We start from the raw sequence: 24,423 nt of genomic DNA on the forward strand, positions 1-24,423 counted from the left end.
GACGGGCAGGCACATCAGTCTTCCGGCCCGGCGGACTCGTTCCCCGGTACGAGATTTTCCACCGGGACTGGTGTGGCGACCGGGTCCTTGGGATGATCCGCGGCGCCATGACGAGTTCACGCGCGAACGTCCCGGCCGGTGTCGGCCGGCGCTGCCTGCAGTACTTCCTCGACGAGATGCTGGTGATGGTCCTGCTTTTCGTGCCGGTGGCGCTGGGGATCATCGCGTTCACCCCGATCGGCCGGAGCACCGTGGCGTTCGTGAAAGGCGTCTTCCTCGGCTACTGTTTCCTGGCCATGCTCGCCGGGATACTGCTGCACACGTGGTGGCCGTGGCGGCACGACGGACAGACACCGGCGATGCGCTGGCTGGGCCTGCGGATCGTGACGACGACGGGCGAACCACCGCCGCTGCGGGCCTACGTGGTCCGCCAGTTCCTGGTCGTCGTCGACGGTTTCGCCTGGGGCCTGGTGGGTGTGGTGCTCATGCTGGCGACGCGCCACCACCAGCGGCTGGGGGACCTGGTGGCCGGGACGCTGGTGGTCCGGACCCGCTAGGACACCACGCGCGACTCCCACGCCCAGATCGCGATCTCCGTGCGGTTGCGCGCCCGCAGTTTCCTTTGCACCGCCGCGAGATGTGTCTTCACCGTCGACAGGGACACCACGAGCGTCTCGCAGATCTCCGCGTTGGTCTGGCCCCGCGCGACCGCCTTGACCACGTCCAGTTCCCGTTGGGTCAGCGGGGTTTCCGGCTTCCGTTGCGCGCCGGGAGACGCCGTGCCGGTGAAGTGCGCGAGCAGCCTCGTGGTGATCGACGGCGAGACGAGCGACTCGCCGTGCGCGGCGGCGTGGATGGCCTCGATCAGCAGCGCCGGGCCGGCGTCCTTGAGCAGGAACCCGACCGCGCCGGACCGCAGCGCCGCGTGGACGTTCTCGTCCAGGCCGAAGGTCGTGACCATCACGACCCGCAGCGGGTCGGCCACGTCGGGCCCGGCGAGCAGGCGCGTGGCCTGCAGTCCGTCCACCCCGGGCATGGCGATGTCCATCAGCGTCACGTCCGGCCGCAGCTGCCGCGCCAGCTCGACGGCCTGCCTGCCGTCGGCGGCTTCGCCCACCACTTCGAGGTCGGGTTCACCGTCCACGATGAGCCGGAAACCGGTCCGCACCAATGCCTGGTCGTCCGCGATCAGTACCCGAACGGGCACACGACACCTCCGCCTCAGCCGGTTTCGGGGCGCAGCGGCAGCCGGGCGCTGACGCGCCAGCGTTGCCCCTGTTCCGGGCCCACCCGTACGGTACCGCCCACGGCGGCGACCCGTTCCGCCATGCCGATCAGCCCGTAGCCCCCTGTCCCCGGCCGGTCGGCCGCGTCGTTGTCCACCTCCAGTACGAGCCAGGGTCCGTCCACCTCCGCCGTCACGGTCACCTCCGTCGCGTTCGGAGCGTGGCGGCGGACGTTCGTGAGTGCCTCGGTGAGCAGCCGGTGCGCGGTGGTGACCACCTCGGGCGCCGCGTCGGCGTGCGCCAGCCCGCCGGGGATCCGCAGCACCACGCCACCGTCGCCGGGGACGGCCTGGTCGATCGCCGCGAGAATCCCGTCGGGCGGCCGGAACAGGTCGGAACCGTCGGTGCGCAACATGCCGACCAGGCGGCGCATCGCGGCCAGCGCCTCGGTCCCGGCCTCCTCGATCTGCTTCAGCGTGGCCGTTTCCCCGCCCTGGCGCTCGGCGATCCGGTGCGCCGCCTGGACGCGCACGACGATGCCGGTGATGTGGTGCGCGACGAGATCGTGCAGCTCACGGGCGAGCCGCAGCCGTTCGCCCGTCCGCACTTCGGCGACGGTGGCGCGGCGGCGCGCGTCGGCGTCCCGCAGCATCAGCCCGGCGGCGAGCGCGGCGCCCCACGACAACGCGGCGAGCGCGGCCAGCAACGTGGCAGGCGAGTCGGGACCGAAGCGAAGTATCGGCGCGAGGGTCACGGCCAGGCCACCCGCGACGGCGAACGCCGCCGCGGACCGGGGCGGCAGCCGGTGGCACGCCGCGCCGACCAGCAGCACGCACGCCAGCGTCTCGGTGCTGCCCGGTTGCGGGGAAAGCCCCTGCCCGGCGGCCAGACTCAGCGCGCTGAGCAGCGTGCCCAGCGCCGACAGCCCGAGCACCCCGCCGGCCAGCGCCGGGATGTGCCCGGGAAACCGCCGCCGCAGCACCGCGAGCACCGCGGCCACCGGGCCGAACCCGGGCGCGAACTGCTGCGCCAGCACGGCGAGCGGTCCCGTGGCGGGCCGTCCCCGCACGAGCAGGACGCTGTCCAGCACGACGAGCACGGCCAGCGCCGACACCTCGGCCAGCACCGGACCGCGCCGTCCGGCCCACTTCGGCCACCACCGCACATCGGGCATGCCCCGATTCTGGCGGTTGCGGGGACGGCGCGCCTCCCACCCCAGTCCGATATTCCACTGTCCTTTGTGGTCTGGGACCACGGAACTTCATACCCGGGTACTACTCCGGTCCACCGGAAAGTCTGATGTGCGCTCAGGGACGCCGCCCGTACGTTCGGGACGACCGGCAGACAACTTGGGGAGTTTCCGTGACTCATTCGGTACCGCAGCTCGCACTGGCGGCGCTGATCGTCGCTCTCGTGGCGGCCTGCGTCCTGTTCGTCGTGGGCGCCGTGGTGAGCGTCCTGCGTGCACCGCTCGCCGCGGGCCTGAAGCTCGTCTGGATCGTGCTCGTCTGCGTCGCGCCGTTCCTCGGCAGCCTGCTGTGGTTCGTCATCGGGAAACGGCACGCGTACGCCACCGGCTGAGCACACGGCTGTGCCGGCCCCCCGCGAAGGGGAGCCGGCACCAGCAGTGTGCGGGTCGTCAGAACCAGTGCGCCCGGCCGCCGACCTTGCGGCCCGTGCCGCCGAGGATCGCCAGCACCGCCCCGATGACCAGGAGCACGATGCCGATGGTCCACAGGATGGAGATGCCGGTCAGCAGACCGACGATGAGAAGGATGACGCCTAGGACGATCATGGGTCACTCTTTCTGTAGGGAGGACCGGCCCGGGCTTCGCGGCCCCTGCCGATTCCTGACCTATTTCCGATGGGGACTGCGTAGCGATACCCGCGTTGATGTTGGGGCAAACCTCGGAAAACCCCATCGCTTCAACAAATGCGCGGCGCCACCGCACGATTGCTCCGGGTAGCCCAATGGCATCACCGGAACGTCGGAACGGGACGAGAAAAAAGTTCCCCTTCGTACACAAGTCATTCACCCGATACCAGTCAGCGATTTCCCATCTTGTCGACAAATGGTTTCGGAAGAAACGCTCTGCGTCACCGGAAGGCGGCGACCATCGTCTCGACGCAGAAGTCGGCGGTGCCGTCGTCGCGCGTGAGTACCACCCCGGTGACGGACAGTGGCGGATCGGTCGGGAGCACCCGGATCCGCTCCGAAGACGTGCCCGTGACCTGTTCCGCGGGCAGCACCGCCCAGCTGGCCGGGTCGGAACCGATCTCGACGAGTGCGTCCTCGACGGTGCCGGTCGGGCGGCCCAACGGGGGATCGGCACCGGCGTTCCGCAGTGCGGTCACCACTGCGTCGTGCAGCGGCGGATCCGCTTCGCGCGGCGGGAGCCGCAGCGCCGAAGCAGAAAGTTCGGCGAGGGACGCGCTTTCCCGCTCGGCCACCGGATGCCGGGCGGCGACCACGACGTGCAGTGGTTCGGACCACGCGGGCAGAACCCGCAACCCTTCCGCGCAGCTCATCCCCCGCGCGAGCGCCAGATCCAGGTCGCCTCGCCGCAACGCCTGCAGCCGCTCCGCCACGGGAAGGTCCACCAGCACCAACTCGAACTCCGGGTGGTGCACTCGCAGGGTGTCGATGGCGCGCCCGAGCCTCGCGGTGAGCCCGCGTGCGGTGCCGATCCGCACTTCCTCCCGAGGCTGCCGCGCCACGGTCCGCACCCGTTCGGCCGCCGTGAGTGCCTCACGCGCCGCGTCGAGCACCCGCTGCCCGGCTTCGGTCAGGCGGACCGTGCGTGGAGACCGGTCGAGCAGCCGGACGCCCAGCTCCCGTTCCAGCCGCGCGATCTGCTGGCTGACCGCGGGCTGCACGATGTTCAACCGCTCGGCCGCCCGCCCGAAGTGCAGCTCCTCGGCCACCGTGACGAAGTACCGCAGGGCCCGTAACTCCATCCGCACCTCCACTGCCTGCGGTGATCACGATAACTGATCGCTGCACGGGGAAGTCCGGTCTGGCTCGGCCGCCGGACGCGCGCTGGACTCGGGGCATGGACATCGGACTCCACCTCATCGCCTCGGGCGCCGTCACCGTCGAACAGCTCAAGGCGGACGCAGCGGAAGCCGTCCGCTCGGACATCCACAGCCTGTGGACGAACCTGCAGCCCGGCGGCTGGGACCCGCTGACCGTGCTGCCCGCGCTGCCGGGCGGGCTGCCGGTCGGCACCGCGGTCGTCCCGACGTACCCGCAGCATCCGGTCAACCTGGCGACGCAGACACTGACCGTGCAGGCACTGAGCGAGGGGCCGCTCACCCTCGGCATCGGTCCCAGCCACGAGAGCGTCATGGCCGGGGAGTACGGGATCCCTTACACCGCACCGGCCCGGCACACCCGCGAGTACCTGGAGGTGTTGCGGCCGTTGCTGCGTGGCGAGCACGTCCGGTACTCCGGGGAGTTCTTCACCGTCGACACGGGACTCGCGATCAAAGCGGCGGAACCGTCGGTACTGGTCGCCGCGCTCGGGCCGCGCATGCTGGAGGTGACCCGCGACCTCGCCGACGGCACCGTCGCGGTGTGGGTGCGGCCGCCGATGGTGGCCGACTACCTCGTGCCGCGCCTGGGCGACGGTCAGCGGATCGCCGTGGTGGTGATGGTCGCGGTGACGGACGAGCCGGACGAGGTGCGCGAACGGATCGCGCGGCAGTACGAGTTGATCAACGACCTTCCGCCGTACCGGGCGATGCTGGACCGCGGCGGGCTCGACGGTCCCGCCGACGCACTGGTCGCCGGTCCCGAAGACGTTGTGGCACGGGAGATCGCGCGCTTCCGGGACGCGGGCGTGACGGACCTGATCGTTTCGCACGTGGGCGCACCGGAGGACCGGGCGCGGACGCTGGACGTGGTCACGTCCGCGATCTGAGACCCCTATTTCGCATCCTGGGAAGCGGAATCTAGGGTGACGCCATGAAACTCGGTGTGATTCCTGGTGACGGCATCGGTGTCGAAGTGACCGCGGAGGCGCTGCGCGTGCTCGACGTGGTGGTGCCCGGCGTGGAGAAGGTCGAATACGACCTCGGCGCGGCGCGCTACCGGCGCACGGGCGAGATCCTGCCGGACTCGGTCCTGCACGAGGTCCGCGGGCACGACGCGATCCTGCTCGGCGCGATCGGCGACCCGTCGGTGCCGCCGGGCGTGCTGGAGCGGGATCTGTTGCTGCGGCTGCGGTTCGAGCTGGACCACTACGTGAACCTGCGTCCGGCGAAGCTGTATCCGGGCGTGCGGACCCCGCTGACAGGTGAGCCCGAGATCGACTTCGTCGTGTACCGGGAAGGCACCGAAGGCCCGTACACCGGCAACGGCGGCGTGCTGCGCCGGGGCACGCCGAACGAGGTGGCGACGGAGGTCAGCGTGAACACGGCCTTCGGCGTGGAACGGGTGGTGCGGGCGGCGTTCGAGCGGGCGCGGTCCCGGCCCCGGAAGCGGTTGACGCTGGTGCACAAGACGAACGTGCTCAGGCACGCGGGCGGGGTGTGGCAGCGGATCGTCAACGAGGTCGCGGCGGAGTTCCCCGACGTGACGGTGGACTACAACCACGTGGACGCGGTGATGATCCACCTGGTGACGCACCCCGAGCGGTACGACGTGATCGTCACGGACAACCTCTTCGGCGACATCGTCACCGACCTGGCGGGCGCCATCTGCGGCGGGATCGGCCTCGCGGCGAGCGCGAACGTCAACCCGGAGCGGCTGTTCCCGTCGATGTTCGAGCCGGTGCACGGTTCCGCGCCCGACATCGCGGGCCAGGACAAGGCCGACCCGACGGCCGCGGTGCTGTCGGTGGCGCTGCTGCTGGAGCACCTGGGAGAAACGGCCGCCGCGGCGCGCATCGAAGCCGCCGTGCGGGCCGACCTGGCCGCCCGCGACCCGGAAAACCCTGGTGGCACAAGGGAAATCGGCGAACGCCTGGCAACGGCCGTCGCATGAGGACCCGGTGTGGCGTGCCCGCGCGGGCACGCCACACCGGCTCAGCCGTCAATGCCAGGACTTGGCCCGCGCGTACTGGTCCGGCCAGCGGACGCCGGCGCCCAGGGCGTGCGCCGCGCGCAGCGGCCAGTGCGGGTCGCGCAGCAGGGCGCGGCCCAGGAACACCGCGTCGGCCGCGCCCGAGGCCACGACCTTCTCCGCGTGCTCCGGCTCGGTGATCATGCCCACCGCCGCGGCGGGCAGGCCCGCCTCCGCGCGGATGCGGTCCGCGAACGGCACCTGGTAGCCCGGCCCGACGGGAATGGAAGCCTTGGGCACGTTGCCGCCCGTGGAGGCGTCGATCAGGTCCACCCCGCGCTCGCGGAGCAGCTTCGCGAGCAGCACCGAGTCCTCGACGGTCCAGCCGCCGTCGACCCAGTCCGTCGCCGACAGCCGGGCGAACAGCGGCACCGCGTCGCCGACCTCGGCCCGCACCGCGTCCGTGATCTCCAGCGCCAGCCGGGCACGCCCCTCGAAGTCGCCGCCGTAGCGGTCCTCGCGGGCGTTCGACAGCGGCGACAGGAACTGGTGCACCAGATATCCGTGCGCGAAGTGCAGCTCCAGCACGTCGAACCCGGCGCCGACCGCACGCCGCGCGGCCGCCGCGAACTGGCCCGGGATCTCGGCGACCTCCTCGGTGCTCAGCGCGTGCGGCGCGACGTACTCGCCGAAAGCCTCCGCCGTGGGCCCGACGGGCGTCCAGCCACCCTCCTCGGGTGGCACGCTGCCGGTCCCCTCCCAGGGCCGCCGGCTCGAACCCTTCCGCCCGGCGTGGGCGAGCTGGATCCCCGTCACCGCGCCCTGTTCGTGCATGAACCGGGTGATGCGGCGCCAGGCGTCCGCTTGCTCGCCGGTCCAGATGCCGGTGTCCTGGGGGCTGATCCGGCCGACCGCGCTGACCGCGGTGGCCTCCGTCATCACCAGCCCGGCGCCACCGACGGCGAACTGCCCGAGGTGCACCAGGTGCCAGTCGCCGGGCAGCCCGTCGGTCGCCGAGTACTGGCACATCGGCGACACCCACACGCGGTTGGGCACGGTGACGGCGCGGACACTGAATGGCTCGAACAGGTAACTCACGTGTCGGGTCAACGCACCACCGCGGCGCGGGCTTCCCCGCCGTGGCCCGTTCCACACGATCCGGGCGCCTGGGCCCGCATCCGTGCAGGTCAGGGCCGGTGCGACCGGTTTTGTCGGACCCCCTCGCTAGCGTGCTGCTCGTGGACCTCACCGCCCCTGCCGCCGTCCTGGCGAACGCGACCACCGAGGCGACCCGGCTCCTGCCCGGGCCCGCGCTCGGTGGTGTCCTGCTGACCGCCACCGGTGACGGGCTGGCGCTCGCCGTCACCGACCGGGAACACGGGCTCCGGCTGTCCCGTGCCGCCCTGGTGCACGAGGACGGCGAGGTGCTGGTGGCGCTCCGGCCACTCGCGGAAACCGTGCGGGCACTGGACGCCGGGCAGGTGCGGCTCACCGTCGAGGGCAGCAGGCTGGCGCTGCGCGCACCCGGAGCGCGCTTCGGCTTGCCGCTGCTGGACAGGGAGCTCCACCCCGGCGTGCCGGAGCCGCCACCGGCGGCGGGTTCGGTGCCCGGGAGCGCTCTGCGTGCCGCGGTCGAAGCCGTGGCCAGCGCGGCTTCCCGGGAGGACGCGCTGCCGATCTTCACCGGCCTCCGGCTGTGGACCGGCGACGGCACGCTGACGTTGCTGGCCACCGACCGGTACCGGATGGCGATGGCGACGCTGGCGTGGTCCGGGGAGCGGCTGGACCTCCTCGCACCGGCGGGCGTGCTGTCCGGGCTCGCGCGGCGGCTGGGCGAGGGGCCGGTCGCGCTGGGCGCGGATTCCGACCGGCTCGGGCTGCGGTGGGACCGGGACTGGCTCGGGACGGCGCTGCTGGCCGTTCCGTTCCCGGACGAGCGGGCGCGGCAGCTGATGCGGGTCGAGCCGTCGGGCGTGGTCGAGCTGGAGGCCGACGCCCTCGCGGCCGCTGTGCGCCGTGCCACTCCGTTCGCGGGTCCGCGCGGCACGGTCACCCTCAGCGCGTGGGACGGGGAGCTGCGCGTGCACAGCAGCGACCCGCACGGCGGGGAGTCGGAGCAGTCCGTCAAGGCGAGCGTGTCCGGCGCCCACGGCGGCTTCGTCTACCAGGCGCGCTACCTGCTCGACGCACTGCGCCCGTTCGGCGGCGGGTCCGTGCGGATCGAGCAGCAGGAGGGGCTGCGGCCGACGGTGTTCACCGGCGGTCCCGGGGAGGGGGTGACGCTGACGTACCTCGTCGTCCCGATGCGGGCCTGACGCCGGGGCTCCGGCCGGGTTACTACCCTGGCTGGAGATCGACGTGAGGAGCAGGGGATGGGTGTCGAGGCCGCCGCGGTGGACGCGGCGTACGAGCGGCTCCGCGAGGTGGTGGCGCAGACTCCGCTGCAACCCCACCAGCGGTTGTCCGCGCGCACGGGGGCCGAGGTGTGGCTCAAGCGCGAGGACCTGCAGGTGGTCCGCTCGTACAAGCTGCGCGGCGCCTACAACCTGCTCGCCCAGCTCGACCGGGAGCAGCGCGACCGCACGGTGGTGTGCGCGAGCGCGGGCAACCACGCCCAGGGTGTCGCGTTCGCGTGCCGGGCGCTGGACCTGCGCGCGCAGATCTTCCTGCCCCGCACCACGCCACGGCAGAAGCGCGCCCGGATCTCGCTGCTTGGCGGCGACCGGGTGGAGACCATCGTCGGCGGCGACACCTACGACGCTGCCTTCGCCGCGGCCCGTGAACAGGCCGAGCGCACGGGTGCCCTGATGGTGCCCGCGTTCGACCACCCCGAAATCATCGCAGGGCAGGGCACGGTCGCGCGGGAGATCGTCGAGCAGCTCGGCCGCGCGCCCGATGTGGTGGTCGTGCCGGTCGGCGGTGGCGGGCTGATCGCCGGGATCACCACGTGGCTGGCCAAGCACCACCCCGCGACGCGGGTGGTGGGCGTCGAGCCCGCGGGCGCGGCGAGCATGGCGGCCGCGGTCGCCGCCGGGGGGCCGGTGGAGCTGGCGCAGCTGGACGGGTTCGTGGACGGTGCCGCGGTCCGCAAGGTCGGCGCGCACACCTACGGGGTGCTCGAAGGGCGTCCGGTCGACCTGCGCGAGGTCGACCCGGGTGTGCTGTGCGAGGAGATGCTGGAGCTGTTCGACGTGGACGGCGTGATCGCCGAGCCCGCCGGCGCGCTCGCCCCCGCGGCGCTGCGCGCGGAAGGTCTGGTGCGGCCGGGCGAAACGGTGGTCGCCGTCGTGTCGGGTGGCAACCACGACGTGAGCCGCTACGCCGAGGTGATGGAGCGCGCGCTGGTTTCGCGCGGGGTGAAGCACTACTTCCTCGTCGAGTTCCCGCAGGAGCCGGGTGCGCTGCGCCGGTTCCTCGACGAGGTCCTCGGCCCGGACGACGACATCACGCTCTTCGAGTACGTCAAGCGCACCAACCGCGAGTTCGGTCCCGCGCTCGTCGGCATCGAGCTCGGCTCGCCCGCCGACCTGGCGCCGTTGCTCGCCCGGCTCGACGCTTCGCCGATCACCGCGCAGAAACTGGCTCCGGGAGATCCGGTTTTCCGGTTCCTCGTCTGAGGCGTGCAACCCGGATCACCCAGGCGGCGTCTGTGGGGCACGATCCTCCACGAACGAAGGAGCCTGGGGTGAGACCTTCTCGTATCGCGGCCGGTTGTGCCGCCGCTGTCGCACTGGCCGCCGTGCCGGGGGTGGCGGCAGCCGCCGCGCCCGCGCCGGTGGCTTACGCCGTCACCACCGCCTATTCGGTGCCCGGCCTGTCCGGAACCGACTACGACACGGCCGCGCACCTGTACCGGTCCCCGGCCGGGCCCGGGACCGCGGGTGTGCGGCCGGGCACGCCGGAGTCGGTGGAAGACACCAGTCGACCGCGACGCTGAGCGACGATGGTTCGCCCAGCGCAACCGTGCGCGCGGACTACCTGCTGGAGTCGCAGAACACCTTGTCCCACAACGATCTGCAGCTCGCGTGGCTGTACCTCGACGACGCGGAGCGCACCGCGGACTGCGCCACGGCGACGGCCCACCGCGAGCGCGGCCCGGTTGTGGGCACGGCAACCCGACCGCGCGCTCACGCAGGTCGCGGTCCCGGCGGCCGGTGCGGCGTACACGGTGCAGGGAGTTCCGTTGCGACTGCCGGAAAACACGATCGAGAACCAGTACCTGCCGCAGTACGCCGACATCACGGTGCGTCCCGTGTCCAGCCCGGCGGACCTCGTCGGTGCACGCGGGGCGGCCGGTGCGGGCTGGCGGGTGGACGTGAACAGCTACACCCTCGCCGGCGACCAGCACCAGAACGAGTTCCACGCAGTGCTGATCCTCGGCGGCGCGGCCTGCCGGGCGTAGCCGCCGACCGAACGGGGAAGCCTGGCGGTCCACTTCGGACCGCCAGGTCTCCTTTCACGCCAAGGACTCCTGCTTGCCCGCGAGCGATGCCTTGGCCAGCACGGCGGATTCGTCGGCGAGGATCTCCGTCAGTCCGGCCTCGATCCCGTCCAGGGCCGAGCGGACGACGTCCACGGGGTCCTTCTTCGGCACGTCCCAGGCCGCCATCATGTCCGTGTCCACGGCTCCCACGACCAGCCCGGACACCTGGGTGCCCTGGCCCGCCAGCTCCAGGCGAACCGCGTTGGTGAGGCTCCATTCCGCCGCCTTCGCCGTGCTGTACGCGCCCGCGCCGTCGTGCGGCATCCACGACAGGGCGGACAGGACGTTCAGGATCGCACCGCCGCCGTTCGCGGCCAGGATCGGAGCGAACGCCCGCACCATGCCGAGGGCGCCGAAGAAGTGCGTCTCCATTTCGAGGCGGATCTTGTCCAGGTCGCCCGTGACGAGGTTCTGGGCGGTCGACACCCCGGCGTTGTTCACCAGCAGGTTCACGTCACCGGCCACGGCCGCGGCGGCCGCGATCGAGTCCGGGTCGGTGACGTCGACCCGCAGCACCTCGACGCCGGGCAGGTCGACACGTTCGGGTGTGCGGGCTGTCGCGTAGACCTTCGCCGCGCCCCGCTGCTTCAGCTGCTGCGCGAAGTGCCTGCCGATGCCACGGTTGGCGCCGGTGACGAGGGCGACGGAACCGGGAATCTCCATTGGCTGTTGCCTCCTGTGTGGTGCGGGAATAACGCGGCCACGCTATGAGCTGACACCGGCGTGAGGAGCAACGAACTGCGAGCCGGATCACAGGGAGGCGGCATGCGGATCGGCGAGCTCGCCGAGAGGTCGGGAGTGAGCGTCCGGTCGCTGCGCTACTACGAGGAACAGCGGCTGCTGGAGGCCGAACGCAGTCCGAACGGGCAACGGCGCTACGACGAGGATGCGGTCCATCGCGTGCAGTTGATCCAGCTGCTGTACCGGGCGGGCGTGCCGAGCCGGACGATCCACGAGTTGCTGCCGTCCATCGAGACCGGGGAGGTGACAGCGGAGCTGCTCGACCGCCTGCTCGCCGAACGCGACCGGATCGACGACCAGCTCGCGACGCTCACCAGCGCCCGGCACCGGCTGCAGAACATCATCTCGCTCGCGATCGACGCCAGGGAAGCCGGAAGGCGCTGCCCGCACTGGCGGTAGCGGCGGGGGCTTTCACCGGAGTGAGGTTCGCGCCGGTCCGGGTCAGCGGCGAGATCGGCAGCCGTCCCGCCCGGGCCGCGCCCTCAAGCCAGGCGCACAATGCCATCCACCACCACCGCCGCAACGCAGCGGCGGTCAAGCCGGATCGCAGAGACATTCACGCCGATTCCCGGACCAGCAGGACATCAGCAGCCCCAGCAGCCATCCCGCCCACGCCACGCACACCCCGAACGCATCCTCAAACACCCGCACAATGCCACCCACCACCGCCACAACGCAGCGACGGTCAAGCCAGGCCGCAGAAAAAAGTTCACGCCGATTCCCGGGCCAGCCGCGAACCCGACAGCCATCCCGCTCACGCCACGCACACCCGGGCCGCGCCCTCAAGCCACCCGCACGATGCCGTCCGCCACCGGCGGGAAGCGGTGCAGCACCTGCGGATCGTGGCCCGGCACGACGATGCCTCCGGGGCCCGCCAGCTCGGTGATGCGGTCGAACGCCGCGTACATCCCCGGCATCGAGTGGATCAGCGGCGCGGGACGGTCGTCTTCGAGGTTCTCGAAGAAGTGGCTCGCGTCCGACGCCAGCACCACCGGGTCCGGCGCTGCGACGCGCACCACCTGCATTCCCGCCGTGTGACCGCCCACGAGGTGCACGCTGATACCCGGCAGGACCTCCTCGTCACCGTCCACAAGCGACAACCGGTCGCTTTCCACCAGCCAGGCCAGCGACTCGGAGTCCAGGAGCCAGCGCTCCCGCTCGATGCGCTTGGCCCACGGGCCCGTCCAGTAGTCCACTTCGGACCGCTGGACGACGAACCGCGCGCCGGGGAAGTCCGCGACCGTGCCGGCGTGGTCGTAGTGCAGGTGGGTGAGCACGACGAGGTCCACGTCCTCCGGCGCCACGCCGAAGTCCCGCAACAACGAGACCGGCGCCCGGTATTCGAGCTCCCCCGCTCGCGACGGGCGCATCCCGGTGTCGACGAGCACCGTGTGCCCCTCGGACTCCACCAGCCACACGAAGTACGCCGTGTCGTGGGGCAGCCCCGAATCCTCGTCGTAGCCGTGGAAGTGCTGCCCCCGCCTGCCCATCCGCCTGCCGTAGCACAGCGCGTGCACCTTCACGCACGCGCCTCCACCCTGCCCGCACCGTCCACACGCGACTCACGCAGTCCCAGTTTCGCCGTCGGCACCTTGTGGGTCTCCCGGCCGGTGAGCACCGCGAGCACGTTCACCACGCACAGCCCCGCCGTGAAGATCGACACCCCGAGCCACGCGCCGCGCCCCGAACCCCCGACCGCCGCGGCGATCGTCGGCAGGAACCCGCTGATCGCGAACCCCACCTGCGTGCCGATCGCGGTGCCCGACAGCCGCACCCGCGCCGGGAACATCTCGCCGTAGAACGCGGGCCACACCGCGCTCGTCATGGTGTAGACGATGCCGAACATCACGATGCCCAGCGCGAAGATCCACACGTAGCTGCCCGCCGAAATCGCGCCGAGGTACGGGAAGATCAGCACCGCGCAGCCCAGCGACCCGCCGACGAACAGCGGCTTGCGCCCGATCCGGTCGGCGAGCGTGGCCCACAACGGGATCGTGATCACCGCGGCGACGTTCGCGAGCACCCCCACCCACAGCATCGGCGTCTTCGACAACCCCACCGTGTTCACGGCGTAGCTCAGCGCGTAGACGGTGAAGATCGTGCTCACCGACGCGATCAGCGCGGCCACGACCACCCGGAGCACGTCCGCCCAGTGGTCGCGGAACAACACGACGAGCGGCAGCTTCGCGACCTCGCCCGCGTTCGCCTCCTGCTCGAACACCGGCGTCTCCTCCAGCGTCCGCCGGATCAGGTAGCCGACCAGCACCATCACCGCGCTGCACCAGAACGGGATCCGCCAGCCCCACGACAGCAGGTCCGCCTGCGGCAGCGCGGCGACGGGCAGGAACACCGCCGTGGCCACGATCTGCCCCGCCTGCGTGCCGCTGAGCGTGAAGCTCGTGTAGTACGCGCGGCGGTTCTCCGGTGCGTGTTCGAGGCTCATCGAGTTCGCGCTCGCCTGCTCACCGCCTGCCGAAAGTCCTTGCAGGAGACGGAGTACGACCAGCAGCACCGGCGCCGCGACGCCGATCGACGCGTAGCTCGGCAGGCAGCCGACCCCGACCGTGCACAGGCCCATGAGCAACAGCGTCAGCACCAGCACGCGCTTGCGGCCGAACCGGTCGCCGAGGTGGCCCAGCAGGACCGCGCCGAGCGGCCGGGTCACGTAACCGACGCCGAACGTGGACAGCGCCAGCAGCGTGCCCGCCGCGGGGGCCGAGGAGGGGAAGAAGATCTTGCCGAACACGAGCGCCGCGGCGGTGCCGTAGATGAAGAAGTCGTAGTACTCCAGGGCGCTGCCGATCCAGGCCGCGAGGGCCGCCTTCCTCGGCTTGCCCACCGTCAGGCCGTCCGGGTGAGGGGTCACGTCCTTCTCCTCCGCGAGTGCGCCATTGCCTCCCGCCGTAACTAACCAGGCGGTTAATTAGCATGGTGCGGGGCGTGCCGAGGTCTTGTCAAGACTCCGGCACGCCCCCGGGCGTTCAGCCCACGTCGATGAGCACCTTGCCGACCACACCCCGTTCCACGGCGGCGTGCGCGTCCGCGGTCCGCTCCAGTGGGAAGCGGTGCAGCGGCAGGCCCGCCTCGTCGCCGACACGCAGGGCGCCGTCCGCGACCGCGGCGCTCACGTCCGCCACGGCGTGCTCCTTGGCCTCCGGCGGCACGGTGTAGACGAACACGAACTGGTAGCGCGCGTTCGCCACCATGTGCGGGCGGATGGTCAGCGTCAGCTCCTCGCCGCCGTTGTTCGCGTAGACCGCGATGGTGCCGTTCGGCGCGAGCACGGCCTGGTTGAGCGCCGCGTTCGGGCCCGGCGCGACCTCGACCACGAGGTCGACGCCGTCCGGGAAGAGCTTTCGGATGGCTTCGGCGGCGTCCTCGGTGCGGTAATTGACCACGTGCCGCGCCCCCGCCGCCGTGGCCAACCGCGCCTTTTCCGGGCTGCTCACGGTGGTCACCACGTCCGCTCCGGCCCACCTGGCCAGTTCGATCGCGGCGTGGCCGACCGCACCGGCGCCGCCGGCGACGAGCACGGAGCGGCCCGCGAGCGCGCCGGGGCTCAGCCTGCTGGGACCGGTCTCGGCGACGGTCAGCGCGCGGTGGGCGGTGAGGGCCGGAATGCCGAGCGACGCGCCGAGGTCGAACGACGCGTCGTCCGGCAGCGGCACGGCCTGGCGCGCGGGCAGCACGACGTACTCCTGCGCGGTCCCGTCGGCCCGCTGCCACTGCGCCTCCCACAGCCAGACGCGCTGCCCGGCTTCGAGCCCGCGCACGTCCGGGCCGACGGCGTCCACTACGCCGGCGCCGTCCTGGTTGGGCACGACCTCGGGAAACGCCGGGCGGTCGGCGCGGCGGTTCTTCCAGTCGGTGGGGTTGACGCCGGACACCGTCACCCGGACCCGTACCTCGCCGGGCCCGGGCTCGGGTGTCGGGCGCTCCGTCAGGCGGAGCACGTCCGGGTCGCCGGTCTTGGTGTAGCTGATCGCCTTCATGTCTGCGTCAACCGACAGCGCGGCGAGGTGTTCCCGAGGCGCCCGGATTGCGTCCGGCCGAGGGTTACGTTATGCATGAGTCATGCATGAAAGGACGGCCAACCTGCTGGGGGCGGCGGCGCTCGCCGTGGCCGATCTCGTGCTCGCCGAGGCGCAGCGGCGGGCCGGGGTGAGCGCGAGCGGCGCGGCGGCGCTGGTGGTGCTGTCGGCGGCGCCGGGGTTGAGCGTGACGGAGCTGGGCAGGCGCGTCGGACTCAGCCAGCCCGCGGCGGCGCGGATGGTCGACTCACTGCAGGCGGCGGACCTGCTGGAACGGCGGCCGGGCCGGGGACGGGAGGTAGCGGTGCACCTGACGGCCCGGGGCGCCACGACGGCCCGGGAGCTGCTCGCCGCGAGGGGCGCCGGGCTGACGGACGTGCTCGGCGCCCTGGAACCGGTGGAGCAGGAGGCGCTCGCGGGGCTGCTCGGGAAGGTGCTCGCGCGGGCCTACGACCGGGTCGGGAACGCGGACCTGCTGTGCCGCCTGTGCGACCGGGGCAGCTGCACCACGGGCGACGTCTGCCCGGTCGGCCAAGCCGAACGCGACCGGCGGGGGTGAGCCCTGTGACCTCCAGCCGAGTCGGGAACGCGAACCTGTCGTGCCGCGCGGCCGCACCAGCCGCACCACAGGTGACGTCTGCGCGGCCGGACCGGCGCCGCATCGACCGCCGCGTCTCCCTCATGAGCCGAGCCGAACGCCACCGACAGGGGTGAGACCGTGGGTGTACTCCTCGCGTTGGCCTCCGCGGTCAGCTACGGGCTCTCCGACTTCGCGGGCGGCCTGCTGTCCCGCCGGGCGTCGTTCGCGGGCATTGCCTTGTGGGGGCAGCTCGGCGGCCTCCTCGTGGCGCTCCTGGCGACCCTCGTCCTGCCTTCACCCGCTGTCACAGCGGCAGACCTCGCCTGGGGCGCGTTGTCCGGCATCGGCACCGGGCTCGGGATGTTGTTCCTCTTCCGCGGGCTCGGCCGGGGCGCGATGAGCGTCGTGGTGCCGTTGAGCGCCGTGGGCGGGGTTTCGCTGCCCGTGCTCGTCGGCGTGGTCTTCCTCGGCGAACGGCCCTCCGCGCTCGCCTGGCTCGGCGTCCTGCTCGCGCTGCCCGCGCTCTGGCTCGTGTCCGGCGGCCGGGCGGGCAAGGGCGTGCCGGACGGCCTGCTCGCCGGAACGGGAATCGCGTTGCAGTACCTCGCTCTCGCCGAAGCCGGCCCCGGCTCGGGCGCTTGGCCCGTCGTCGCCGGGCGCGTTGCCGCCGTCGGCACAATAATGCTCGCCACCCGGCCGAAACCGGCCAGAAAAATCGCCGTTCCCGCGGCCGCCACGGGAGGCGCCGCCGCACTGGCGCTGGTCTGCTACCTCGCCGCCACCCGGCACCAGCTCGTCGTGGTCGCGGTGGTGCTTTCCTCGCTGTACCCGGCGATTCCGGTGCTGCTGGGCCTCACGGTGCTACACGAACGCCTCAGCCGCCGCCAGCTCACCGGCCTCGGCGCGGCAGCCGCGGCGGTCACCTTGCTCGCGGTGGGCTGATATTTCGTCAAAAGATCTCCGCACCGGAAAACCGTTTTCAAACGCACTTTTTCCGCGTTTCTCCCGAAAAGGCCCGGGGTAGTTGAGCGAACACCCAGTCCCCCGAGGAGGAACGATGACAGGACAGACCGGCGATTTCTCCCCACCCCAGGCGCAGCACACCGCGCACGTGGCGGCGGACCAGGCCAAGGAGGTGACGGCCGAAGCCGGCCGCCAGGCGAACGACCTGCTGAACCAGGGCAAGGACCAGCTGCAGGCCCAGGCCCGCACCAGCCAGACGAAGGCCGCGGAGAGCCTGCACGGGCTCGCCGACCAGCTCGAAGGCATGACCGACCAGACCGAACAGCCCGGCGTGGCAAGGGATCTTGTCCGCGAGGCCGCGACGCGCACGCGGAAAGTGGCTTCCTGGCTCGATTCCCGCGAACCAGGCGACCTGCTCGACGAGGTCCGCGGCTTCGCGCGGCGCAAGCCCGGCGTGTTCCTCGCCGGCGCCGCGGTGGCCGGGGTGCTCGTGGGACGCCTGACCCGCGGCGTCGCGCAGTCCGCGAGCAGCGACAGTTCACAGCCACGCCACGCCGCACCACAAGCCACCCCAGCCACTCCACCCCCACCGCAGGCCCCACCGCAGGCCGCCCCGCCCGCGCCTCCCCTGCCCCAGGGCACTCCGCCGCCACCGGTGATGCCGCCGCCCGTCACGCCGACGACGCCGTACGGCACGGGGCCGGCATGAGTACGCCAGGCGGCCCCGGCAACCCGCCCGCGGACGTCTCGGACGCGTCCGTCGGACAGCTGATGAGCAACGTCTCCCGCGACCTGTCGACGTTGCTGCGCCAGGAACTCACCCTCGCCAAGGCGGAGGTCAAGGCCGAGGCCGCGAAGGCGGGCAAGGGCGCGGGAATGCTCGGCGGCGCCGGGTTCGCCGGGTACATGGTGCTGCTGTTCCTGTCGCTGGCCCTGTGGTGGGGCCTGGCGAACGTGATGGACCAGAGCTGGGCGGCGCTCATCGTCGCCGCGCTGTGGGCGATCGCCGCCGCCGTGCTGTTCGCCACCGGACGCCGCAACCTCCGCCGCGTCGAGCCCGTGCCCGAGCGGACGGTCGAAACGCTCAAGGAAGTTCCCGAAACCGTGAGGAGAACGCCGTGACCACCGATCCCGACCAGCTGCGCCGAGAAATCGAGACCACCCAGCGGAATCTCGGCACGGACGTGGACGCCCTCAGCGAGAAGGTCACCCCCGGCCGGATCGTGCAGCGCCGCGTCGGCCGTGCCCGTGGCGCGGTACAGAACCTGCGTGACCGCGTGATGGGCTCCGCGTCGGACGCCTCGGACACCGCGAGCGACAAGGTGCAGTCCGCCACGGGCACCGTCACCGAGGCGGTGCAGGACGCACCGGAGCGCATTCGCCGCGGTACGGAAGGAAATCCGCTCGCCGCCGGGCTCATCGCGTTCGGCGCCGGCTGGCTGGTGTCCTCGCTCGTGCCCGCGAGCAGGCAGGAGCAACGGCTCGCCGGCCAGGTGAAGGACACCGTGCAGGACGCCGCGGGGCCGATCACCGAGCAGCTCGGCTCGGCCGCGCAGGAGGTCAAGGAGAACCTGCGGGAGCCCGCGCAGCAGGCCGTCGAGTCGGTGCGCTCCACCGCGAGCGACGCCGCGTCGACGGTCAAGGACGAAGCGAAGCCGAACCAGTGAGCCACCCGGGGTGAGCCACACCCGCCGTGGCTCACCCCGCCATGCGGTTCGACAACGCGTGCGCCTCCTTCAGCAGCAGCGCACCCAGCTCCGGTCGCCGGTCCGCGCGGAACCGCGATTCGACGCCCGTGAGCGTGAGCGCCCAGTCCGGTTGGCCGGTCCGGCCGAACACCGCGGCCGCCATCCCCCAGCTGCCTTCCACCACGAGGCCGGGGTTCACCGAGTAGCCGCGTTCCCGTGTCTCCGCGAGCCGCTCGCGGACCGCGTCTTCCGCGTGCGCCGGACCCCAGCGTTCGGTGAGGTCGGCGTGCGCGAAGTACTCGTCGATCTCCCGGTCCGGCAGCATCGCGAGCACCACCAGCCCCGCCGACACCACGCCGAGCGGAAACCGCGCACCCTCGTACAGCACGAAGGAGCGGATCGGAAAGGCGCCGTCCTCCCGCAGCAGGCACACGGTCTCCTCGCCCCGCCGGGCCGAGAAGAAAGCGCTTTCTCCCGTGGCCTCGGCCAGCCGGTGGACGCTCGCCCGCGCGTGCCGCGTCACGTCGTAGCGCCGCGCCGCGATCCCGCCGAGCAGGTACAGCTCCGGGCCGAGGTACCACCGCCCGGTCCGCTGGTCGCGGTCGACGTACCCCTCCGCCGCGAGCGCCACGAGCAGGCGGTGCACGGTCGGCCGCGCGAGCCCCGTGGCGCGGGCCAGCTCCGTGGTGGAGGCACCCGCCTCGGGCACCGCGCGCAGCACGGCGCCGACCCGGCCGACGAGCTGCCCCGCTGGATTGCCCATGCACCGAGCCTAGCGTCCACTCAGTGAACGCGAAGACGGAGAACGTCCACCTGACGAGAGATCCTTTGACGAAAACGGCAGGTAGCGCTGCACTTCCGAGGTGTCCACTGATCGAACAAAGGTGTACGAGAGCGCGACCGAGGCGCTGCGGGACGTGCTGACGGACGGGATCACGCTCGCGGTCGGCGGGTTCGGCCTGAGCGGCAACCCGAACGACCTGATCGAAGTCGTGCGCGACTCCGGCGTCCGCGAGCTGACCGTCGTGTCCAACAACATGGGCGTCGACGGCAAGGGCCTCGGGCTGCTGCTGGAGAACCGCCAGGTCCGCAAGGTGATCGCCTCATACGTGGGCGAGAACAAGCTGTTCGCCCAGCAGTACCTCGACGGCGAACTGGAGGTCGAGTTCGCCCCGCAGGGCACGCTCGCCGAGCGCATGCGGGCCGGTGGCGCCGGCATCCCCGCGTTCTACACCGCGACCGGCGTCGGCACGCCCGTCGCCGAGGGCAAACCGCACGCCGAGTTCGACGGCCGCACCTACGTGCAGGAACGCGGCATCGTCGCGGACGTCGCGCTCGTGCACGCCCACACCGCCGACCGGGCGGGGAACCTCGTCTACCGCAAGACCTCGCGGAACTTCAACCCGCTCGTCGCCACGTGCGGGCGCGTGTGCGTGGCCGAGACGGAGGTGCTGCTCGACGGCTACGTGGACCCGGACCTGGTGATCACGCCCGGCGTGTTCGTCGACCGGCTGGTGACCGCGCGCGAGCGGGTCAAGGAGATCGAGAAGCTGACGGTCCGCCCGCGGGCCGGGGCGGAGGCGTGAGCATGGGCTGGAGCAGGGACGAGATGGCCGCCGTCGCGGCGCGGGAGCTGTCGGACGGGGACTACGTCAACCTCGGCATCGGCATTCCGACGCTGGTGGCCAACCACCTCCCCGACGGCGTGCGGGTGACGCTGCAGAGCGAGAACGGGATCCTCGGCATGGGGCCGTTCCCGTTCGAGGGCGAGGAGGACCCCGACCTCATCAACGCGGGCAAGCAGACCGTCACCGTCGTGCCGGGCGCCAGCTTCTTCGACTCCGCCACGTCGTTCGCGATGATCCGCGGTGGGCACGTGGACGTGGCGATCCTCGGCGCGCTGCAGGTCGCGGCGAACGGGGACCTGGCCAACTGGACCGTGCCCGGCGCGCTGGTCAAGGGCATGGGCGGGGCGATGGACCTGGTCGCGGGCACGAAGCGGATCGTCGTGCTCACCGACCACGTCGCGAAGGACGGCAGCCCGAAGCTCGTCGAGCGCTGCACCCTGCCGCTCACCGGCGCGGGCGTGGTGGACCGGATCGTCACCGACCTGGCCGTCCTCGACGTCACGCCCGCCGGGCTGGAGCTGGTCCGGACGGCGCCCGGCGTGTCGGCGGAGGACATCCGCGACCGCACCGGGACACCGGTGCACCTCCCCGCCTGACCTGCGGAAAGTTACGGATAGTCACGCAACGTATAAACGGGTGATCTCCCCCTCTTTTTACTAACTCGAACGTGTAGATGGAGACCGGGTCGTTCTACTAGTAGTGTTTCGTCTGCCCGGGACGGGTGACCTTCCATCTTTCCTGCTCGGGCCCGGGCCCCGCCGTCTCCCCTGCCGGCGGGGCCCGGTCACGAGACCACCCCTCCCGGCCCGGCAAGACCGGTTGCGGGTGGCCATGGGGCTGGGGGATGCTTGAGCTTGATCCAGCTTTTCCCAGGAAGGAAGGAGCCGGCGCGCCTGCACGTGCCGCCGCGGTTTGACTGATTCCGAGCGTCTTGCTCGTCCGTCCCCGGTCGCGACCGATCCGGGGTGGGAACTCGCGCCCTCGCCCGCTCTCGTCGTGGAGCTCGACGGAGCGCTGCGTGCCGTCAACAGATCGGCGCAGCTGCTGCTTCCGGCCGCCCGCGTGGGCGCCGACCTCCGTGACACGGGCCCGGCCTGGCTCGCCGAGGCCCACCGCGACGGCACCCCGTCCGTCGGCTGGGTGGGCGAACGCAGCTTCGAGGCGCACCCGGTGCGCCACGAGGACCACTCCACCACGTGGTGGCTGGTCGAGGACACCGAAGCCCGGCTCGCCCGCGAGGCGCTGCGGGTCGAACGCTCGCGTGCCGAGTTCCTCAGCGAGGCGTCCACGGCGCTGCTCGGCTCACTGAACCTGCACCGCTGCATGGAGGTCGCCGCGTCGCTCGCCGCCGAGCACCTCGCCGACGCCGCGCTCGTGATCGCGCCGGGCCAGCGCCGCCGCTACCCCGTCACGTACTGCGCGCGTGGCGCGGAGCCGGAGCACTCCCTGCTGGAGTTCGACCCCGACGACCTGCCCGGCCTCGGCGAGGCGTTGCAGGGGTTCCCGCCCGTGCCGTCCCGCTGGATCGACCCGGCGAGCGCCCCGGAATGGCTGGTACCGCAGGGTTTCGGCGAGATCGGCGCGATCGTGGTGACCCCGCTGCCCGGGCACGGCGTGCCCGCGGGCGCGCTGGTCCTGCTGCGCCGCGGCGGCCGCCCGGTGTTCAGCGAGGACGAGGAGATCTTCGCGCGCCTGTTCGCCGCCCGCTCCGGCGCGGCGATGTCGGCCGCGCACGTGTTCGCGCAGCAGGCGTCGATCACCGAGACGCTCATGCGCGAGCTGCTGCCGCCGGCGCTGGAACAGGTGTCGGGGGTCGAGTTCGCGGGCGGCTACCGGCCGTCGCAGGACAGCGAGCACGTGGGCGGCGACTTCTACGACGTGCACCCCGGCCCGGACGGCGAGACGCTGGCCGTGCTCGGTGACGTGTGCGGCAAGGGGCTCGAAGCGGCCGTGCTCACCGGCAAGATCCGCAACACGCTGCAGGCGCTGCTGCCGATGGCTGGCGACCACCGGCGCATGCTCGACCTGCTCAACGGGGCACTGGTCAACTCGCACGACACCCGCTTCGTCACGCTCGTGCTGGCCTCCGCGGTGCGCGATCGCGCGGGGGTGCGGCTACGGCTGACCTGCGCCGGTCACCTGCCGCCGCTCGTCGTGCGGGCGAACGGGCAGGTCGAGGAGGCCGAGACGGCGGGCACCCTCATCGGGGTGCTGCCGCAGATCAACACCACCACCGCGGAGGTCACGCTCGGCCCCGGCGAGACGTGCCTGCTCTACACCGACGGGATCACCGAGGCCCGCGGCGGCCCGCTGGGCAACGAGCTGTACGGCGAGGAGCGCCTGCGCCGGGCGCTGACCGAGTGCGGTGGCATGCCCGCCGAAGCCGTGGTGGAGCGCGTGCAGATGCTCGCCTCCCAGTGGGTGGGCAACAATGCTCACGACGACATGGCGGTGCTCGCGATCACCGCGCCGCGCGGTCAGCACCTGACCGCCGTCGGCGGCCACGGACGAGGCAGGTACACGGCATGAGCTCCGCCACGCTGAGCCTGGACACGCTCGGGGCCCACGTCGGCCGCCTGTGGGAGGCGGTGGCGGGTGGTGACGAGTACGCGGCCGGGGAAGCGGTGCTGGACGCGCTCGAAGACGAGGTGGCGCCGGAGTCCGTGCTGCTCGACATGATCGGCTTCGTGCAGCGCAAGGCCGGCGAGGAGTGGGCCGCCAACCGCTTCAGCGTGGCGCAGGAGCACGCGGCCACCGCGATCAACGAGCGCGTGATCGGCACGCTCGTGCACGCCGGGGAGCGCCCGGTGGTCACCCGCGGCCGGATCACGGTGGCGTGCGTGGACGGCGAGTGGCACGCCCTGCCCGCGCGCCTGCTGGCGGAGGTGCTGCGGCTGCGGGGGTTCCGTGTGGACTACCTCGGCGCGCAGGTGCCGTCGCCGCACCTGATCACCCACCTGCACCGCACCGGCCCGGACGCGGTGGCGCTGTCCGGCTCGATCCCGACGCGGCTGCCCACCGCGCACGCGACGATCACCGCCTGCCAGGCGGCGGGCGTGCCGGTGATCGCGGGCGGCGCGGCGTTCGGGCCCGACGGCCGGTACGCGAAGCTGCTCGGCGCCGAGGCCTGGGCGCCCGACGCGCGCGCCGCGGCCGACCGGCTCGCGGAGGCGCCGCTGCCCCGCCCGAAGGCGGGCCACCAGCCGATCGACGACCTGCCGCACCTCGCGGACCAGGAGTTCACGATGATCACCCGCACGTCGGGGCAGCTGGTCAAGGCGATGTACAGCGGGCTGGAGGAGCGCGTCCCCGCGATGCGGGCGTACACCGAGCAGCAGCGGCAGTACACCGCCGAGGACCTCGCGCACATCGTGGAGTTCCTCGCCACCGCCCTCTACACGGGCGACGGGGAGCTGTTCACCGGTTTCCTCACCTGGACCGCGGAGATCCTCGCCGCACGCGGGGTCCCCGCTCTCACGCTGCCGCCCGCGGTGGAGCTGCTGCGCTCCGAGCTGCGTGACTTCCCGCGCGCGGACGGGATGCTCGAGCAGGCGCTCGGGCACCTGCGCGGCAGCCTTGGCCCTGTCCCCGACCACGGAAAGCCCGCATGAGTACACCTCGCCCGCTGACCTGCACCTGGACCCTGCTCGACCCGGCCGCGGCCTGCGTCGCGCTCGAGGGCGACCTCGACTACGACAACGCGGACCAGCTGCTGTACGAGGTCACCGAGCGGCTCGGCACCACCCGAGGGCTGCGGCACGTGCGGCTCGACTGCGGCAGGCTCGGCTTCTGCGACTCCTACGGGCTCTCCACGCTGCTGATGATCCACCGGCGACTGCAGGAGGCGGGCGTGGAGCTGCACTTGGAACACCGGCAGCCGGGCCTGACGCGGCTGCTGCAGCGGACGAACACCCTGACACTCTTCACCGGCCCAGCCAGCGTGGCGCGGGAGCAGTCGGACCCTTCCTGAGGCCGGGCGGGGGTCTTTCCGGCAGGAACGGGAGCCTCACCGGTCACGCGTAGCGGCCACCACAACCACGCCCCACCGGCTCGGCCCGCCAGCGGCCCGAGCCTTCGC

Annotated in this window: 29 protein-coding genes; 19 read left to right on the plus strand and 10 right to left on the minus strand. The window is 72.1% G+C overall.

Features of this window, described 5'->3' with window-relative positions:
* Window positions 1-107: 107 nt before the first annotated feature.
* Window positions 108-557 (plus strand): RDD family protein, encoded by a 450-nt coding sequence (locus tag FHX82_RS29865; RefSeq protein WP_183176914.1) that lies wholly within the window; start codon window positions 108-110, stop codon window positions 555-557.
* Here the strand turns inward: FHX82_RS29865 and FHX82_RS29870 are convergent.
* Both FHX82_RS29870 and FHX82_RS29875 read right to left on the minus strand, forming a co-directional pair.
* Window positions 554-1,207 carry a response regulator gene (locus tag FHX82_RS29870; protein WP_145932740.1) on the minus strand — a complete coding sequence of 218 codons (654 nt, stop codon included), beginning with the start codon at window positions 1,205-1,207 and terminating at the stop codon, window positions 554-556. The two genes, FHX82_RS29865 and FHX82_RS29870, sit on opposite strands and share 4 nt — an antisense overlap.
* A 14-nt stretch (window positions 1,208-1,221) precedes the next feature.
* Window positions 1,222-2,400, minus strand: a complete 1,179-nt coding sequence (locus FHX82_RS29875) for a sensor histidine kinase (RefSeq protein ID WP_145932739.1) — start codon at window positions 2,398-2,400, stop codon at window positions 1,222-1,224.
* A gap of 188 nt (window positions 2,401-2,588) precedes the next feature.
* On the opposite strand from FHX82_RS29875, the gene FHX82_RS37415 reads away from it, so the two are divergent.
* Complete coding sequence (locus FHX82_RS37415; protein ID WP_229880995.1) at window positions 2,589-2,807, plus strand: PLDc N-terminal domain-containing protein; 219 nt, start codon at window positions 2,589-2,591, stop codon at window positions 2,805-2,807.
* 58 nt (window positions 2,808-2,865) lie between these two features.
* Here the strand turns inward: FHX82_RS37415 and FHX82_RS29885 are convergent, their stop codons facing one another.
* Together FHX82_RS29885 and FHX82_RS29890 are read right to left on the minus strand one after the other, a co-directional pair.
* The gene (locus FHX82_RS29885; RefSeq protein WP_091505768.1) at window positions 2,866-3,021 is read right to left on the minus strand and encodes a hypothetical protein; all 156 of its coding nucleotides are present in this window, start codon (window positions 3,019-3,021) and stop codon (window positions 2,866-2,868) included.
* Between the two features lie 302 nt (window positions 3,022-3,323).
* Window positions 3,324-4,184: a LysR family transcriptional regulator gene (locus tag FHX82_RS29890; protein WP_145932737.1), complete on the minus strand. Its 861-nt coding sequence runs from the start codon at window positions 4,182-4,184 to the stop codon at window positions 3,324-3,326.
* A gap of 95 nt (window positions 4,185-4,279) precedes the next feature.
* Between FHX82_RS29890 and FHX82_RS29895 the strand changes: the two genes are divergently transcribed.
* Both FHX82_RS29895 and FHX82_RS29900 read left to right on the plus strand, forming a co-directional pair.
* Window positions 4,280-5,149, plus strand: a complete 870-nt coding sequence (locus tag FHX82_RS29895) for a TIGR03564 family F420-dependent LLM class oxidoreductase (RefSeq protein WP_145932736.1) — start codon at window positions 4,280-4,282, stop codon at window positions 5,147-5,149.
* A 44-nt stretch (window positions 5,150-5,193) separates the two neighbouring features.
* Window positions 5,194-6,213 (plus strand): 3-isopropylmalate dehydrogenase, encoded by a 1,020-nt coding sequence (locus tag FHX82_RS29900; protein WP_145932735.1) that lies wholly within the window; start codon window positions 5,194-5,196, stop codon window positions 6,211-6,213.
* A 48-nt stretch (window positions 6,214-6,261) separates the two neighbouring features.
* Here the strand turns inward: FHX82_RS29900 and FHX82_RS29905 are convergent, their stop codons facing one another.
* Complete coding sequence (locus tag FHX82_RS29905) at window positions 6,262-7,341, minus strand: NADH:flavin oxidoreductase/NADH oxidase (RefSeq protein WP_221216723.1); 1,080 nt, start codon at window positions 7,339-7,341, stop codon at window positions 6,262-6,264.
* A gap of 128 nt (window positions 7,342-7,469) precedes the next feature.
* On the opposite strand from FHX82_RS29905, the gene FHX82_RS29910 reads away from it, so the two are divergent.
* The 4 genes from FHX82_RS29910 to FHX82_RS29925 all read left to right on the plus strand — a co-directional run bounded on the left by FHX82_RS29910 (window position 7,470) and on the right by FHX82_RS29925 (window position 10,633).
* Window positions 7,470-8,546, plus strand: coding sequence for a DNA polymerase III subunit beta (locus FHX82_RS29910; RefSeq protein WP_145932734.1), 1,077 nt, complete (start codon window positions 7,470-7,472; stop codon window positions 8,544-8,546).
* A gap of 57 nt (window positions 8,547-8,603) precedes the next feature.
* Window positions 8,604-9,848: a threonine ammonia-lyase IlvA gene (gene ilvA, locus FHX82_RS29915; RefSeq protein ID WP_145932733.1), complete on the plus strand. Its 1,245-nt coding sequence runs from the start codon at window positions 8,604-8,606 to the stop codon at window positions 9,846-9,848.
* A gap of 68 nt (window positions 9,849-9,916) precedes the next feature.
* On the plus strand, window positions 9,917-10,168 hold the full coding sequence (locus FHX82_RS29920) for a hypothetical protein (RefSeq protein WP_145932732.1): 252 nt from the start codon (window positions 9,917-9,919) through the stop codon (window positions 10,166-10,168).
* A gap of 246 nt (window positions 10,169-10,414) precedes the next feature.
* Window positions 10,415-10,633, plus strand: coding sequence for a hypothetical protein (locus tag FHX82_RS29925; RefSeq protein ID WP_145932731.1), 219 nt, complete (start codon window positions 10,415-10,417; stop codon window positions 10,631-10,633).
* Between the two features lie 54 nt (window positions 10,634-10,687).
* Here the strand turns inward: FHX82_RS29925 and FHX82_RS29930 are convergent, their stop codons facing one another.
* Complete coding sequence (locus tag FHX82_RS29930; protein ID WP_145932730.1) at window positions 10,688-11,377, minus strand: SDR family oxidoreductase; 690 nt, start codon at window positions 11,375-11,377, stop codon at window positions 10,688-10,690.
* A 102-nt stretch (window positions 11,378-11,479) separates the two neighbouring features.
* Between FHX82_RS29930 and FHX82_RS29935 the strand changes: the two genes are divergently transcribed.
* Window positions 11,480-11,854 (plus strand): MerR family transcriptional regulator, encoded by a 375-nt coding sequence (locus FHX82_RS29935; protein ID WP_145932729.1) that lies wholly within the window; start codon window positions 11,480-11,482, stop codon window positions 11,852-11,854.
* A 383-nt stretch (window positions 11,855-12,237) separates the two neighbouring features.
* On the opposite strand, the gene FHX82_RS29940 is transcribed toward FHX82_RS29935, so the two are convergent.
* The 3 genes from FHX82_RS29940 to FHX82_RS29950 all read right to left on the minus strand — a co-directional run bounded on the left by FHX82_RS29940 (window position 12,238) and on the right by FHX82_RS29950 (window position 15,447).
* On the minus strand, window positions 12,238-12,978 hold the full coding sequence (locus tag FHX82_RS29940; protein WP_229880993.1) for an N-acyl homoserine lactonase family protein: 741 nt from the start codon (window positions 12,976-12,978) through the stop codon (window positions 12,238-12,240).
* Window positions 12,975-14,300, minus strand: a complete 1,326-nt coding sequence (locus tag FHX82_RS29945) for an MFS transporter (RefSeq protein ID WP_145932854.1) — start codon at window positions 14,298-14,300, stop codon at window positions 12,975-12,977. Before FHX82_RS29945 ends, FHX82_RS29940 begins: the two co-directional genes overlap by 4 nt.
* A gap of 136 nt (window positions 14,301-14,436) precedes the next feature.
* Complete coding sequence (locus FHX82_RS29950) at window positions 14,437-15,447, minus strand: NADPH:quinone reductase (RefSeq protein ID WP_145932728.1); 1,011 nt, start codon at window positions 15,445-15,447, stop codon at window positions 14,437-14,439.
* Between the two features lie 82 nt (window positions 15,448-15,529).
* On the opposite strand from FHX82_RS29950, the gene FHX82_RS29955 reads away from it, so the two are divergent.
* The 5 genes from FHX82_RS29955 (at window position 15,530) to FHX82_RS29975 (ending at window position 18,696) form a co-directional block, all read left to right on the plus strand.
* Entirely contained in the window at window positions 15,530-16,045 is a 516-nt protein-coding gene (locus tag FHX82_RS29955) for a MarR family winged helix-turn-helix transcriptional regulator (RefSeq protein WP_145932727.1), read from the plus strand.
* Between the two features lie 159 nt (window positions 16,046-16,204).
* Window positions 16,205-17,008 (plus strand): EamA family transporter, encoded by an 804-nt coding sequence (locus FHX82_RS29960; RefSeq protein ID WP_145932726.1) that lies wholly within the window; start codon window positions 16,205-16,207, stop codon window positions 17,006-17,008.
* Between the two features lie 115 nt (window positions 17,009-17,123).
* Complete coding sequence (locus FHX82_RS29965) at window positions 17,124-17,738, plus strand: hypothetical protein (protein WP_183176915.1); 615 nt, start codon at window positions 17,124-17,126, stop codon at window positions 17,736-17,738.
* Window positions 17,735-18,151, plus strand: coding sequence for a phage holin family protein (locus FHX82_RS29970; RefSeq protein WP_145936988.1), 417 nt, complete (start codon window positions 17,735-17,737; stop codon window positions 18,149-18,151). The genes FHX82_RS29965 and FHX82_RS29970 overlap by 4 nt, the downstream gene beginning before the upstream one ends.
* Complete coding sequence (locus tag FHX82_RS29975; RefSeq protein WP_145936989.1) at window positions 18,148-18,696, plus strand: DUF3618 domain-containing protein; 549 nt, start codon at window positions 18,148-18,150, stop codon at window positions 18,694-18,696. Before FHX82_RS29970 ends, FHX82_RS29975 begins: the two co-directional genes overlap by 4 nt.
* A 31-nt stretch (window positions 18,697-18,727) precedes the next feature.
* Here FHX82_RS29975 and FHX82_RS29980 read toward each other — a convergent pair whose 3' ends face one another.
* Window positions 18,728-19,480, minus strand: a complete 753-nt coding sequence (locus FHX82_RS29980; protein ID WP_145936990.1) for an IclR family transcriptional regulator — start codon at window positions 19,478-19,480, stop codon at window positions 18,728-18,730.
* 100 nt (window positions 19,481-19,580) lie between these two features.
* Here FHX82_RS29980 and FHX82_RS29985 point away from each other — a divergent pair, with 100 nt between their 5' ends.
* The 5 genes from FHX82_RS29985 (at window position 19,581) to FHX82_RS30005 (ending at window position 24,315) form a co-directional block, all read left to right on the plus strand.
* Window positions 19,581-20,303 (plus strand): CoA transferase subunit A, encoded by a 723-nt coding sequence (locus FHX82_RS29985; protein WP_145936991.1) that lies wholly within the window; start codon window positions 19,581-19,583, stop codon window positions 20,301-20,303.
* Between the two features lie 2 nt (window positions 20,304-20,305).
* A complete protein-coding gene (locus FHX82_RS29990; RefSeq protein ID WP_145936992.1) occupies window positions 20,306-20,941 on the plus strand; it encodes a CoA transferase subunit B in 636 nt (211 codons plus the stop codon).
* Between the two features lie 400 nt (window positions 20,942-21,341).
* Window positions 21,342-22,874: a PP2C family protein-serine/threonine phosphatase gene (locus tag FHX82_RS29995; protein ID WP_229880991.1), complete on the plus strand. Its 1,533-nt coding sequence runs from the start codon at window positions 21,342-21,344 to the stop codon at window positions 22,872-22,874.
* The gene (locus FHX82_RS30000) at window positions 22,871-23,956 is read left to right on the plus strand and encodes a cobalamin B12-binding domain-containing protein (protein WP_145936994.1); all 1,086 of its coding nucleotides are present in this window, start codon (window positions 22,871-22,873) and stop codon (window positions 23,954-23,956) included. The genes FHX82_RS29995 and FHX82_RS30000 overlap by 4 nt, the downstream gene beginning before the upstream one ends.
* A complete protein-coding gene (locus FHX82_RS30005; RefSeq protein ID WP_145936995.1) occupies window positions 23,953-24,315 on the plus strand; it encodes an STAS domain-containing protein in 363 nt (120 codons plus the stop codon). The genes FHX82_RS30000 and FHX82_RS30005 overlap by 4 nt, the downstream gene beginning before the upstream one ends.
* Window positions 24,316-24,423 lie beyond the last annotated feature (108 nt).

It is taken from the genome of Amycolatopsis bartoniae (assembly GCF_014191255.1).
GTDB classification, from domain to species: domain Bacteria; phylum Actinomycetota; class Actinomycetes; order Mycobacteriales; family Pseudonocardiaceae; genus Amycolatopsis_E; species Amycolatopsis_E bartoniae.